Below are 12,489 nucleotides of genomic sequence, written 5' to 3' on the forward strand. Positions count from 1 at the left end.
ACGGCCCCGGCCCGTCGGGGCTCACCGCCCGTCGGGGCTCACCGGCCGCCGAGGCGGCCGATCCGTTCGGCGGTGAGGCAGGCCCGCACGATGGCGACCCGGACCAGCGGGCCGCCGAGGCCGCACTTGATGACGTAGAAGAGGACGAGGTTGGTGGAGGTGACCGCCAGGGCGTACACGTACACGTCGTGCAGGAAGCCCAGGTAGAGCAGCAGGCCGATGGTGAGGACGGCGACCGCGTAGAACATCGAGGTCGGCGACCACTGGGTGAACGCCGCCAGGCCGGTGATCTTGCTGTCGTCCTCGGGCACCGTCGTCAGCCCGAGCCGCCGGGAGCGCGCGATGACGGCCCGGACGTACGCCAGGGTGATGACGTTGGCGAGCCAGGTGAGGATCTGGCCGATCGCCGAGTTGATCGGCCACCAGCGCGGCTCGACCAGCGTGATGGCGAGGACCAGGCCGCAGGGGACCACCGCCATGATCCGCATGGCGGCCTCGGTGACCAGGGCGAGCCGGCTCAGCGAGCCGGACCCGCGGCCGACGGCGAGCGGCGTCAGGCCCGAGAACAGCATCTGGTAGTACTTCGGGGCGGCTATCGCGTAGGACAACCCGACCATGCGGGCCGGGAGGTTGGCCCGCCAGTCCGGGACCGCGTAGTCCGCGTGCCGCCAGGAGTCGACGATCGGCAGGCCGTCGGGGGTGCCGCCGAGGTGCTGGGCCAGCTCGATCAGGCGGTTGTCCCAGGACAGGTTCAGGTCGCGGGACAGCCAGGTCAGGACGGTGAAGTTGGTCAGCGCCCACACCAGGGCCGACAGCAGCGACCAGCCGAGCAGCCAGGTGGCCAGCGGCTGCCGGCTGCCGTCCGTCGCGGCGGTGCCGCGCCGCCTGCGGTGGCGCCACAGGCGCCACTCCCGGCCGGGGTCGCCCGCCAGCGGCCGGGCCAGCTCGCGCAGCGCCCGCCAGCCGGACTCGACCCGCAGCTCGCCGCTGTCCCGCTCGGCGGCCCGTACCAGTTCGAGCTCGGCGAGGAAGGCCGCCTTCAGCCGGAGGTAGGAGAAGTCCCGCCGCCCCGGATCGGAGAAGATCAGCAGGCGCCGCTCCGGGACGGCGTCGACCAGGTCCTCCAGGAACCGGGCCAGTTGCGGGGCGCGCATGTGGAAGACGTCCGGCACCACCCACTCGCCGCTCTCCACCCCGGTGCCGAAGAGCGTCAGCAGCCGGCCCAGCGAGTACAGGTCGGCCCGGGGTATCTCGCCGTCCCCGGCCCGCACCTCGGGCGCGATGTAGGAGGGCGCCGCCCCGGTGCCGCCGGTGATGGTGTGCGTGTACAGGTAGTTGCGGCCGAGATCGACCAGCCGGAAGGCGCCGTCGGCGGCCGAGACGATGATGTTGGACGGCGACAGGTCCGCGTGGACACCGCCCGGCCCGCCGCGCGACGGATCGTCCGCGGCGACCTGCTGGAGCTCCGCCAGCGCGTCGAACAGCCGCACGCCCTGCTCGCGGAGCCGGTCGAGGCTCAGCCGCAGCTCGCCCGCGGGACGACCGGCCGCCTCGGCCCGGACGGTCTCGGCGAGGGTCCGGCCCTCGATGAACTCCATCATGATCCAGGTGTCGTGGCTGGCCCACACCCGCACCAGGTGCCGCAGGTCCCGGGCGGCCGACCCGTAGGTCCGCGCGTACTCCCGGGTCGCCTTGGCCAGGGTCTCGATCCCGGTGAACGGGTAGAGGATCAGCTTCAGCGCGAAGCTCGGGCTGACACCGTGCACCGCCCCGGCGGTGCTCCCGCGCAGGATCACGGACGTGCTCCCGTGCCGGTGGAAGCGCAGCTCCGGGGACATCGCCCGCCACTCCCGGACCGCCTGCGCGTTCTCCCGCGCGTCCTCCGGCGCGGAGCGCGGCCCGGCGGGCTCCGGAGCGTAGACGGCCGACACCACCCGGCTGACCTCCCGGTCCGCGACGAGCACCGCGCAGACCGCCGCGCAGTCGTGGGTGAGGGCGGCCCCGTCCGCACCGTGGGCGGCGCCGGCCGAACCCGTCGTCAGGACGCGGGAGCGCTGCGCCTCGGACTCGGCGAGGCCGACGAGGGTGAGCAGGAAGAGCCCGGTGAACCCGAAGACGTCGGCGCAGGCCGCCCGGAGCGCCTCGTCCTGACCCCGGTAGGAGGTGCACCAGTCCGTCAGCCGGGCGATCAGGGCCGTCCGCGAGCCGAGCCCGAACCGGGTGTCGAAGGAACGCTCGTCCACCGGCACGTCCTGCAGGATCCGCCGCCAGGCGGCCCGCCGGCCCGCCGACCGCCTGGCGGTCTCCGGCCCGGAGGCCAGCAGGCCCAGGACCGACCGCAGGGCGGCCGTGTCCTCCCGGCTATGGCCGGTCAGGCCGCGCAGGGCCGTGAGCACCGGATCGAGCGTTGCTCCTTGGGGCGCCATTCGCGGTCTCCACCACAGTCAGCCGGGGGATGGCGTGGATGCGGCCCTGGGCGAGCAGGGAGACCGGGCGGTCCTCCAACGCGCAGAAAGCCGTCTCGTAGGCCGTACGGGCGTGTTCGAGCAGCACGTGCCGGTCCATCTCGTGCCGCTTCAGCTCCGGCATCCAGGGCAGCGGAGCGAGGTCCAGCACGTACGGCCCGGCCCCGCCGGACGGGTGCCGCTGAGCGCGCAGCCACTCCTGGTCGCGGTACTTCTGCCGGATCGCCGCCAGGTAGCCGCGCCCCAGACCGGGACGCAGCCGCTCCAGGTACAGGTACGTGTAGCGGTGCATCAGGGACGTGCTCCCGCCGGCCCGTTCGCGCATCGGGCGGGTGCTCAGCGAGAGGACGTGGGTGCAGCCGTCGTCGAGCGCGAGCCGGAACGGGAGCGCCGTGAGCACCCCGCCGTCCACGGCCCGCCCGCCCTGCGGGGTGCGCGCGGTGCCGGGGACCGCGATCGGCAGCCAGGCGGAGGCGCGCAGCGCCGCCTTGAGCTCCGCCTTGGAGGCGAAGTCCCGCAGCACGACCGTCCGCAGCCCGTCGACATCGGTGATCGGCACGGCCAGCCGGGTCGCGGCACTGATCACCGCCGCGTAATCCAGCGGCTTGACCCGCTCCATGACGTAGTCGAAGGAGTAGTCGAGATTGAGGATCGGCTTCTGCCGCAACGCCCTGGAGAAGTCGACGAAACGGCGCGTCGTCAGGTCGTCGTAGTAGATCGAAAGCGAATACCAGGTGTTTCCCGCCAGGAAGTAGGCGCCGTTTATGCCGCCCGCCGAACAGCCGTAGACCACGTCGAACGCGTCCTTGAACCCGTGGTCCTCCAGCTGGCACAGCATCGCGGCCGACACCACCCCGCGCATGCCCCCGCCCTCCACGGCCAGCGCGACCCGCGCGCCGTCGGTGCGGGCGCCGGGGAGGCTGCCCGAGTCGCGTCTCGACCGCAGGACGTCGAGTACGGGGTGATCGGGTTCCCAGTATCCTCGTGCAGGTACGAACGCATCGGCCACAGTGACGTACTGTGCCATGCCGGGCTCGCGGTCGACAGGGTTTTCTCCCGGCCGACCGGAGCGGGATGCGGAATTCCGGTTGTCATTTCACATGTGAGAGCCGGGAATTCCGCCTCCGAATGATCGTCCCGGAATCACCCGACGGTTCCGGCCCCGGCCCTGACTCCCGCTTTCGCCCCCGCTCCGGTGAGCCGTGGCCCGCTCGCGCGGGCCCGGTCGGCGGGCGGGTGCGGCCGGTCGAGGCGGTGCAGGCGGTCGGCGAGGCGGTGCAGGTGGTGGCGGGTGGTGTCGAAGTGCTGGTGCTCGGCGGGGTCGGGCGCGGGGGCGAGGGCGGCCTCGACGGTCCGCTCGACCTCGTCGATCAGCGCGGCCCAGCGGGCGGTGGAGCCCTGCCGCCATGGCGGTTCGCGCCGGGCGCGCTCGAACTCGGCGCGGGCCTTGGCGAGTTGGAGGTGCGGGGCGAGGACGGTACGGGGGCGGTGCGGGGTCAGGGCGAGGGTGGTCTGTTCGACGGCGACGGCCAGCCGGCGGGCCACCGCGTGCTGGCGCTGGCCCGGGTTGAGCAGTTCGCAGGCCAGCACGGAGGCCAGGCAGCCGATCGCGCAGCAGGCCAGGTTGGGCAGCAGCAGCGGCAGGCCGGGGTCGCCGGCGAGCTGGGTGGCCATCATGACGACGGTGGCCAGCGCCGCCGCCTGGTACAGGTAGCCGGTGCCGGAGAGTGCCGGGACGAGTCCGGCCGCCAGCGCGAGGACGGCGAGCAGCGCCGAGTCGGGCCCGGCCAGGGTCAGCACCAGTCCGCTGCCGAGCAGGCCGAGCGCGGTGCCGCAGAATCGTTCCAGCGCGCGGCCGGCGACCGGCCCGATGTCCGGCCGGCAGACGAAGGTCACGTTCAGCACCGCCCAGTACGGGTGCGGCAGGTCGAAGTACGCGGCCGCCGCGCCCGCCAGCAGCAGCGCCAGGCCGACCCGCAGGCCGCACAGCCAGGACCGCGGGTCCGCCAGCACCGCCCGGGCCACCGCCCGCCGCCGCCCGTCCCGCCAGTCGCCCGGCGCGACCGGCACGGCCGGTGCGGGTGATGCGGTCAGCCCGTCCCCGCCCCGCACCGCCGCCCGCGCGGCCCGCGCCAGCCGTTCGTCCAGCGGCCCGCCCGCCCCCGGCCACGCCGCGTCCGCTGTCGCCCCGTCCGCCGTCGCCGCGTTCGAGGCGCGCCGCCCCGCCGCGTGCCGTCCCGCCGCGATCCGTCCCGCCTCGGCGCGCAGCCGTTCGCGCAGCGCCGGGTCGGAGGCGAGTGCGCGCGCGCCGGCCGAGGAGGCCGTCTCGGCGAGGGCGAGCAGTCCGGGCAGGTGGCGGGCGAGCAGCGGGCTGCCGCCGACCGCGCCGGTGTGCCGGGCCCGTTCCACCGCGTCGTGCAGTTCGCGCCGCCGGGCCGTTCCGGCGGTTCCCGCCGCGTCCGGTTCCAGGACGGCCGCGCAGCCGGCCAGGCAGTGGGCGAGCAGGGCGCGTTCGGCCCGGCCGCGGAAGAACGGGCGTCCGGCCAGGGCCAGCGCCACCACCGACAGGCCGCCGAGCAGCAGCAGCGCGGGCGGCCGCCAGAGCGGGCCGGGCAGGGGCAGGTCGAGCGCGACCTGGGCGTCCATCAGCAGGATCATCGCGCCGAGCGAGCCCTCCAGGCTGAGGCAGGCCAGCGTCCCGGCGAGCACCCCCAGCGCGGGCAGCAGGTACGGGGCGAACGCCGTCCCCTCGGCCGAGAGGGTCGCGAACGCCCCTGCCACGCCCAGCAGTTGGGGCAGCAGCATGGTGATCGCCCGGTGCCGGTAGGCGGCCGCCACGTCGGTCAGCACCGCCGAGAGCGCGCCCAGCGCGACCATCACCCCCTCGGCGGGCCGCCCGGCCAGCAGGCCGAGGCCGACGGGCGCGCTCACCGCGCACAGCGAGCGCCAGGCCGCGGACGAGACGGCGGGCCGCCGCCGGGGAGCACAGGTCTGCCGCACCCAGGGCAGCAGCGAGTCGGACCGGAACGCGTGGTGACGCCCGTGTCGAAGAGTTGACATGCCGCACATGCAAGGCGACGCCGCGCCGCCGCCGCCCCGACGCCGCCGCCGTCCTGCGCCGCCTGGAGGCGGGATTTCGCTTGGCCGGGGGAGACCGCGTGACCAAAACGTTTCCCCTGAACGGAGCGCGTAACCTCCGGCCCTCCGCGTCCCCCGGCGCCGCCCCGCCCCCGTCGCCGTTCAGCCGCCCGGGTAGCGCAGCGTCCAGTACGGATCGGTGCCCTCGGTGTACGCGCCGCCGCCGGGGGAGGGGCCGCTCACCTCGCGGAGCAGGTCGCGGGCCAGCACGTCCAGCGCCCAGGCCAGTTCGAGCCGGGCGAGCTTGCCGGCCGGCAGCGCGTCGACGCCGTGCGCGGCGCCGAGGAACGCGCCTGCGGTGGCCGCGACCGAGGGGGCGTCGGGGGCGGCGGTCGCGGCGAAGCGCAGTGCGGACCCGATCTCGCCCGGCCGCCGGAAGCGGGTGAACACGTACAGGCCGCCGAGCAGCGCGGACACGGCGGTCGCGTCGGGCGCGAGCCGGGCCAGCGCGGTCGGGTCGGGGCCGTTCGCCGGGCCGGCCAGCAGCAGGCCGAGGGCTTCGGGCGGCACCGGCAGGTCGGCCAGCGCGGCGGGCAGGTGCGGCAGCGGGTCGGCGCCGGTGAGGCAGTGCGCGAGCAGTTCGGTGCCCCGCAGGGCGGCCTCCTGGGCGTCCGGCGCGCCGTGGGTGAGCTCGGCGATGCCGCGCACCACCTGGGCGTAGCCGTCGCCGCGCCCCAGGGCCCGCGCGACGGCCAGTCCCAGGGAGCGGGTCAGCGCGTGCGCCCCGCGGCTCGGGGTGGCGGGCCCGTCGGACGCCCCGGCGAGCAGCATGGCGACGGTGGCCGGGGCCGAACCGCGCCGCTCGCCCAGCTCCGGCACCTCGTACAGCCACCCGTCCAGCCGCCCGCTGGCCGGGCCGGGCACGATGCCCTGGAGCACGCCCCACCGCCAGTAGGCGAACCGCACCACGGACGGCGGGTGGCAGATCCCCCGGTGGTTCCAGCGCACCATCGCCCGGATGAACCCCTCGATGGTGAACGCCCCGAGCTGCGTCGCGACCCCGACCCGCAGCGTCCCCCGCTCCGGCCAGCGCCCGCGCAGCACCCCGGCCGCGTCCCCGAGCGCGGCCCCCAGCACCAGCCCGCGCGCCCGCGCCTCCTCCACCCGCACGGCCGCCTCCCCGGTCGCGTCCGCGTCCTCGTCCCCGGCCGCGTTCCCGCTCTCCGCCATCCCGCTCCTCCGTCCGCCGCTCTCCGGCGGCCCATCCCATCACGGCCGGTCGTCCAGCGCCCCCGGCGTCCCCGTACGCTACCGGTCATGACGAACACGACAGCGATCCAACGCCCGGGGCTGGCCCAGCACTTGAAGGAGAAGGGGGCGGCGATGCGGGACGCCGCGCGGCGGCGGCCGGCCAGTGCGGACTGGGACGAGGAGGTCGGCGCGGTCTGCGTGGCCGACGACGCGACGGGGGTGCGCAAGGTCCGGGTGGGGGAGTGGTCGCTGCTCGGGGACGGCGGCGCGGACATCGGGGGGTACGGGCTGGGGCCGTCCTCGCCGGAGCTGCTGTGCGCGGTGGTCAGCACCTGCCTGACGCACACCGTGCTCTGCCTGGCGGCGCTGGACGACGTGCCGCTGGACCGGGTGGAGGTCCGGGTCCGGGCCCGGAACAACGACGCCCGGTTCTTCGGCGTGCCGACCGACGCGCCCGCCGTCCCGTACGACCTGACGGCCGACGTCGAACTGCGCGCCGACGTGCCGGAGGAGGTGCTGGCGGGGCTGCTCGCGGCGGCCGACGAGCGCTGCCCGATGCTGCGGATGGTGCGGGCCGAGCACGCGGTGGTGCTGCGCCGGGCCTGAGACGGCGGCGGCCGTCCCGGGCCCGGCGCGGCGGGCGTGCCGGTGGGTGGACGTGGGGTCAGCCGGTGAAGGCGGCGGTCCCGTTGGGCGTGCCGAGGCCGGTCGGGCCGTCGTAGCCGGTGCCGGCGGTGCACAGGTAGGCGGGGGAGCAGGAGCCGTTGGAGCCGGTGGTGACGTCGAACAGCGCGGTGGTGTGCGCGTACGGGAAGGACGCCGGGCTGGAGCCGCTGGACGGGGCGCCGCCGAGGGCGTAGACGCCGGCGATGATCGGGGCGGCGGCGCTGGTCCCGCCGTAGACGGCCCAGCCGCTGCCGCCGTAGGTCTGGTAGACCGCGACGCCGGTGGCCGGGTCGGCGACCGCCGAGACGTCGGCGATGGTGCGCTTGGCGCAGCCGGTGTCCTTCTGCCAGCTGGGCTTGGCGTCGTACTTGGAGCAGCCGGAGCCGGTGCCCTCGGTGGAGTTGGTCAGCCAGACGCTCTCCGACCAGCCGCGGGCGCTGCCGTCCCGCTTGAGCGCGGTGCCGCCGACCGAGGTGACGTACCTGGAGGCGGCCGGGTACTGCGCGCCGTACGCCGAGTCGCCGGAGGAGACGGTGATGGCGACGCCCGGGTGGTTGAAGTACGAGGTGTCGTACGAGGTGTCGGCGGAGGACTCGCTGCCGCCGTAGCTGTTGGAGACGAACTTGGCGCCGAGGCTGACCGCAGTGTTCACCGAGGTGCCGAGGTTGGCCATGGTCGCGCTGCTCGCCTCGACCAGGATGATGTGCGCGTTGGGCGCGATCGCCGACACCATGTCGAGGTCGAGCGAGATCTCGCCCGCCCAGCCGGTGTTGTTCGCCGGCAGGGTGCTGCCGCCGGTCTGGCCGACCTGCCTGAAGCAGCCGCTGGCCTTCGTGCAGGCCGGCAGGCCGTACTGCGAGCGGTAGACGGCCATGTCGGCCTCGGCGTTCGGGTCGTTGTACGCGTCGACGATCGCGATCGTCGTGCCCGCGCCGCCGTTCGCGGGCAGCTTGTACGCGCTCAGCAGGTCGCCCGGCCCGAAGCCGGACGGGGTGAGGCGCGGGCTGACGCCGAACGGCGCGACCTGTTCGACGGTGCTCGTCACGCGCAGCGCGTGGCAGGCCGCGTTGTCGCCGCGGGCGAGGGTCGCGCACGCCCGGACCCAGGAGGTGCCGCCCTTGGCGGCGGCCTGCGGGGCGGCGGTCGCGCCGGCCGGGACGGCGGTGGCGAGGGCGGAGAGCAGGAGGGCGGCGGAGCCCGCGGCGGCGAGGGCCGTGCGGCGGGCGGTGGCGGAAGTGCGCATGCGGAGGTGCCTCCTTGGCTGGGGTGACCGGAAGCGGTGCGTGCCGGGCCGCGCGGACGGATGGTGTCCGGGTGCGCGGCGGGGCGGGGCGCGGCGGCGGGGTGTGTCGGGGTCCGCCGAACGGCCGGGGTCCGTCGGGATCTGTCGTGGTCCGTCGTGGTCCGTCAGGGTCCGTCGGGGGAGTCCGCGGAGGGGTCCGCGGAGACCGGCCGGGGCGAACCGGAGGACTGGCGTTCGACACTAGAAGGTCATGCCCATGCCCAACAAGGCGTCAGGAGCGATCCGAACCAGCCCTTTGCCCGCGGGCCCGTACGCTTGGCCCATCGACGCCGATTCGCCGGGGGAGGGTTTGCCTCCGCTTCCCCCACCGTTCGGATGGCATCCCACCGCGGACCGAAACCTGTTCACCCCCGCCGGAGTTGAACGTCCGAGAAGACCAGAGACCCCGCCCGGAAGGACCCCGATCCTGACCTCCGCACCCGCCCACGAGGCCCCCGGCGCCCACGAGGGCATCGACCCCGCCGCCTTCGCCGCCGCGCTCCCGCCGCACGTCGTCTCCGCCACCGTCCTGCTGATCGACACCGACGACCGGATCCTGATGCTCCACCAGGCCCGCCCGTACCCCGGGCACCCCGCCTGGTGGCAGCTCCCCGCCGGACTCGCCGACCCCGGCGAGCACCCGCCCGCCACCGCGCTGCGCGAACTCGCCGAGGAGACCGGCCACCGCCCCACCGGCCCGCTGCGCCCGCTCGCCGTCGACTACCGCTCGGCCGCCGACGGCTGGCCCCCGGTCATCGACTTCGCCTACGCCGCGCCACCCGTCCGGCCCGGCCTCCCCGTCCGCCTCAGCCCCGAGCACGACAGCTGCGCCTGGCGCAAGTACGCCGAGTGGCTGCCGTACCTGCAACCCGGGCAACGCCCCTGGTTCGCCGCACTCCGGTCCGCCCACCGGAGCCGCCGCACGGCCGTCCTGATCGACGGCCACCCGCACGACTGACCGCCCGTCACCCAGCAACCAGGGCCCCGCCCGCCGTACGCCGCGCGCGGAACCCGTCCGCTCGACGTGCGATTCGCGCTCCACCGCTCACGGGCGGGCCCCGGAGTCGCGGCCGCAACGCGGGAGGCACGGGGCCGGAAGCCGACATGTCGTCAGTTCGGCCCCCGGCCCACCGCCCCCCCGACCCCATCGCCCCCCGCATCCGGCGCCGCCCCCTCAGCCCGTGGCCCGGCCCGGCCGGCGGATCGCCGACTCGCCGAAGCCCGCCGCCCGCAGCACCGCCGCCCGCTGGTAGCCGCTGCCGAACCGGGCCGGCTTCGGGGCGCGGAAGGTCAGGTGCTCCAAGGCGGCCACGATCCGCTCGGCGGCCCGCCCGTCGCCGTACGGGTTCTCGGCGGCGGCCATCGCGGCCCGCGCCGCACCGTCGTCCAGTAGGTGCCGGACGGCCGCCGCGACCGCGCCGGTCTCGGTGCCGACCAGCCGCAGGGTGCCCGCGTCCACGCCCTCGGTGCGCTCGGTCGCGTCCCGGGTGACCAGCACCGGCACGCCGAGCGCGGGCGCCTCCTCCTGGATGCCGCCCGAGTCCGTCACCACCAGCGTGGCGCGGCGCAGCAGCGCCGCGAACACCGGGTACGACAGCGGCTCGGTCAGCAGGACGTTCGGCAGCCCGCCGAGCGAGGGCCGCAGCTGCGCCCGGACGGCCGGGTTGGGGTGCAGCGGCAGCACGAACACCGTCTCGGGCCGCTCCGCCGCGACCTGCGCGAGCGCCTGCGCGACGTGCCCGAGGCCGCCGGTGGCCAGGTTCTCCCGCCGGTGCGCCGTCACCACCACGAGCGGCCGGCCGGGGTCGGCGGCGGACATCAGCGCGTCCAACTCGGGTACCCCGGACGGGAGATCGGCCGACGACGCCCACAGCAGCGCGTCGATCGCGGTGTTGCCGGTCACGAACACCTGCTCGTGGCGCACCCCCTCCAGGATCAGGTTCTCCTCGTTCAGCGAGGTCGGCGCCAGGTGGAACGCGGCGATCCGGGCGATCAGCTGCCGGTTCAGCTCCTCCGGGAACGGCGCGCTGGTGTCGTGGGTGCGCAGCCCCGCCTCCACGTGCGCGACCGGCATCCGCAGGTGGAACGCGGCCAGCGCGACGGCCACCGCCGAACTCGTGTCGCCGTGCACCAGCGCCCAGACCGGGTACCGGCTGGCCGGCCCCGGGGCACCGGCCGGTCCGGCGCCCGCGGGTCCGGCCGCGGGCCCGAAGCGCTCGGTGAGGGCGTCCTGCAAGCCGGACAGCACCCGGGCGAACAGGTGGTTCAGCGGCAGCCCGGGCGCCCCCACCGCCAGGTCGAGGTCCGGCCGGATCCCCGCCAGGTCGAACACCTCGGCCAGCAGCTCCCGGTGCTGGCCGGTCGACACCACCAGCGGCCGCAGCCGGGAGCTCGCCGCCAGCGCCCGGATCACCGGCACCATCTTGATCGCCTCGGGCCTGGTCCCGACCGCCACCAGCACCGGGGCCCGCCCGTCCGCGCCGCCGTCCCCGCCCCCGTCCGCCTGCTCCACCACCGGGCGCCCTCCTGCCTGCCGTCACGGACCCAGTCGCCCACCATCCTCGGCCGGACAGCGCCCCGGCACCCGCCGTGCTGCGCCGCCCGGCTGAGCGGCCCGGCTCCAGGGCGCCGCGCCGGGGCGTCCGCTCCAGCGCCGTCCGCAGGCCGGCGGGCGTCCCCCGCCGGCTTCTCGATGCCCCTTTCGCTGGCATGTACATGAAATGATGTCCGCTCTCGGACTGTCCGGTTGGCGACAGTCGGAACCCCTTCTCGTGGACCGACCGCACCGCTGTGAAGGGGATCCGCCATGTCTTCCACCCGTACTTCCAAGGTCCTGCGCACCGCCCTGGCCGCCGCCATCGCCCTCTCCGGCGCGATCGCCACCACCGCCGTCACGGTCGCCACCGCGACCACCGCGCAGGCCGCGTCCTCGGTCGACGGCCAGATCACCCGCGGCGAGGTGATCCAGCGCGCCCAGTACTGGTACGGCAAGACCATCGCCTACAACCAGGGCGCCACCTACCCGGACTCCTCCGGCCGCGCCTACCGCACCGACTGCTCCGGCTACGTCTCGATGGCCTGGCACCTCGGCGCCAGCCCCAGCACCCAGGGCCTGCCCGGCTACGCCACCGAGATCCCGCGCAGCCAGCTCAAGGCGGGCGACATCCTGAACAGCTTCTACGACCACGTGATCCTGTTCGAGAAGTGGGACGACGCCGCGCACACCACCTTCTCCTACTACTCCTTCGGCTCGACCCCGGTGAAGCACATCACCGGTGTCTCGATCAACGCCGCGACCTTCGACTCGCACCCCAACGGCGACTACAAGGCCTACCGCTACAACAAGATCGTCGACGACCCGACCACTCCGCCGGTCGCGCAGGTTCCGTCGTCGTCGGGTTGGGCTTTGTACAACGCGGACACGGTGACGGCTGAGGCGTTCGCGGTGGGGGCGGATGGTGCGGTGGCGCATGCGTACAGCACGAACGGTTCGGCGTGGAGCGGGTGGGCGTCGTTGGGCGGTTCGTTCGCGTCGAAGCCGGTGGCGGTGTACAACCCGGTCACGAGGACGCAGGAGGTGTTCGCGGTCGGGACGGACGGGGTGCTCTCGCACTCCTACAGCACCAACGGCAGCGCCTGGTCCGGCTGGGCCGCCCTCGGCACCAAGACCTTCAAGACCAACTGACCCGTCCGCCAACGCGGTCGGCAGCATCGCCCCGGGGCCCGGTCGGCCTCGGGGCGCCGTGC

The 12,489-nt window shown here is 75.3% G+C and carries 9 protein-coding genes; 3 read left to right on the forward strand and 6 right to left on the reverse strand.

Features of this window, described 5'->3' with window-relative positions:
• Positions 1-38 precede the first annotated feature (38 nt).
• The 4 genes from KSE_RS39060 to KSE_RS34535 form a co-directional block, all read right to left on the reverse strand.
• On the reverse strand, positions 39-2,396 hold the full coding sequence (locus KSE_RS39060) for a protein kinase family protein (RefSeq protein ID WP_014140029.1): 2,358 nt from the start codon (positions 2,394-2,396) through the stop codon (positions 39-41).
• Positions 2,362-3,474 carry a patatin-like phospholipase family protein gene (locus KSE_RS34525; RefSeq protein WP_231873264.1) on the reverse strand — a complete coding sequence of 371 codons (1,113 nt, stop codon included), beginning with the start codon at positions 3,472-3,474 and terminating at the stop codon, positions 2,362-2,364. The genes KSE_RS39060 and KSE_RS34525 overlap by 35 nt, the downstream gene beginning before the upstream one ends.
• Before the next feature lie 134 nt (positions 3,475-3,608).
• Positions 3,609-5,525: an FUSC family protein gene (locus tag KSE_RS34530; RefSeq protein ID WP_148283210.1), complete on the reverse strand. Its 1,917-nt coding sequence runs from the start codon at positions 5,523-5,525 to the stop codon at positions 3,609-3,611.
• Between the two features lie 180 nt (positions 5,526-5,705).
• Positions 5,706-6,773: an ADP-ribosylglycohydrolase family protein gene (locus KSE_RS34535; protein ID WP_014140032.1), complete on the reverse strand. Its 1,068-nt coding sequence runs from the start codon at positions 6,771-6,773 to the stop codon at positions 5,706-5,708.
• An 87-nt stretch (positions 6,774-6,860) separates the two neighbouring features.
• Here KSE_RS34535 and KSE_RS39065 point away from each other — a divergent pair, with 87 nt between their 5' ends.
• Entirely contained in the window at positions 6,861-7,400 is a 540-nt protein-coding gene (locus tag KSE_RS39065; protein WP_014140033.1) for an OsmC family protein, read from the forward strand.
• A 58-nt stretch (positions 7,401-7,458) separates the two neighbouring features.
• On the opposite strand, the gene KSE_RS34545 is transcribed toward KSE_RS39065, so the two are convergent.
• Entirely contained in the window at positions 7,459-8,703 is a 1,245-nt protein-coding gene (locus KSE_RS34545) for a S53 family peptidase (RefSeq protein ID WP_014140034.1), read from the reverse strand.
• Between the two features lie 349 nt (positions 8,704-9,052).
• Between KSE_RS34545 and KSE_RS39070 the strand changes: the two genes are divergently transcribed.
• A complete protein-coding gene (locus KSE_RS39070) occupies positions 9,053-9,700 on the forward strand; it encodes an NUDIX hydrolase (RefSeq protein ID WP_014140035.1) in 648 nt (215 codons plus the stop codon).
• A gap of 216 nt (positions 9,701-9,916) precedes the next feature.
• On the opposite strand, the gene wecB is transcribed toward KSE_RS39070, so the two are convergent.
• Positions 9,917-11,257 (reverse strand): non-hydrolyzing UDP-N-acetylglucosamine 2-epimerase, encoded by a 1,341-nt coding sequence (gene wecB, locus KSE_RS34555; protein WP_014140036.1) that lies wholly within the window; start codon positions 11,255-11,257, stop codon positions 9,917-9,919.
• Positions 11,258-11,548: 291 nt separating this feature from the next.
• On the opposite strand from wecB, the gene KSE_RS39075 reads away from it, so the two are divergent.
• Positions 11,549-12,427, forward strand: coding sequence for a hypothetical protein (locus KSE_RS39075; RefSeq protein WP_014140037.1), 879 nt, complete (start codon positions 11,549-11,551; stop codon positions 12,425-12,427).
• The last annotated feature ends 62 nt before the right edge of the window (positions 12,428-12,489 follow it).

Source organism: Kitasatospora setae KM-6054, assembly GCF_000269985.1.
In the GTDB taxonomy this organism is placed as follows: Bacteria; Actinomycetota; Actinomycetes; order Streptomycetales; family Streptomycetaceae; genus Kitasatospora; species Kitasatospora setae.

What these genes read in the sequence shown, in the direction of transcription:
- KSE_RS34530 (WP_148283210.1), bottom strand. Translation starts at nt 5,525, where the DNA reads ATGTCAACTCTTCGACACGGGCGTCACCACGCGTTCCGGTCCGACTCG.
- KSE_RS34545 (WP_014140034.1), bottom strand. Translation starts at nt 8,703, where the DNA reads ATGCGCACTTCCGCCACCGCCCGCCGCACGGCCCTCGCCGCCGCGGGC.
- KSE_RS39065 (WP_014140033.1), top strand. Translation starts at nt 6,861, where the DNA reads ATGACGAACACGACAGCGATCCAACGCCCGGGGCTGGCCCAGCACTTG.
- KSE_RS39075 (WP_014140037.1), top strand. Translation starts at nt 11,549, where the DNA reads ATGTCTTCCACCCGTACTTCCAAGGTCCTGCGCACCGCCCTGGCCGCC.
- KSE_RS34535 (WP_014140032.1), bottom strand. Translation starts at nt 6,773, where the DNA reads ATGGCGGAGAGCGGGAACGCGGCCGGGGACGAGGACGCGGACGCGACC.